Annotated in this window: 1 protein-coding gene; it reads right to left on the reverse strand. The window is 35.8% G+C overall.

The genetic code is table 11. The features are described from left to right. On the reverse strand, positions 1-626 hold a 626-nt coding region (locus tag DW721_RS15850), incomplete at both ends, for an Rpn family recombination-promoting nuclease/putative transposase (protein WP_207665633.1).

Raw genomic sequence — 626 nt, forward strand, 5'->3', positions numbered from 1 at the left:
GCAATATTTGCACCGGTTATCATATTTATTAATTCTACTGCTTCTTTTTCTACATTTTGAAACCTGCGTTTTCCTTTAATCCATCTTCCATCGTCATCCGATTGATGTTTTATGAATTGTAATACCGACCCCAAATCTGTTTTAAACTTTTCATACTCGCTGTCTGAAACTTTTATCGGCTCTATCAGGTTTATTTTATAATCAGGAACATATTTTAAGATCTGTTCATCGTCCACACAAAACATATCATGAACACTTTTTGCTCCATCCCAGCTTTTATCTCCAAAATAGATAACCAGAGTTACCACCGGCATTAATTTATCTTCTTTTCTAAATCCCGATAAAAATTCTTCCGAACTCAATTTGATTGCGGCACCTTTGTTTTTATTACGATATGAACTCTTTGCTTCTTCCACCTGCTTTGCATACTGTAAAGAATCATAAAGCATATTTTTAACAGCCATTGCATAATGGATTTTGTCCTGATTTTCCGTGCCGAGTACAACATAAACCGCATTTCCGTCTGTGACACCTTCCCATAGCATAAGATTATCTCTTATTTTCTGCACGGCAGCTTTAGCATCATTTCCATACGGCATCATAAACTCTGCCGTATCTATCTTTTG

Source organism: Clostridium sp. AM27-31LB, assembly GCF_003480745.1.
GTDB lineage: Bacteria > Bacillota > Clostridia > Lachnospirales > Lachnospiraceae > Butyribacter > Butyribacter intestini.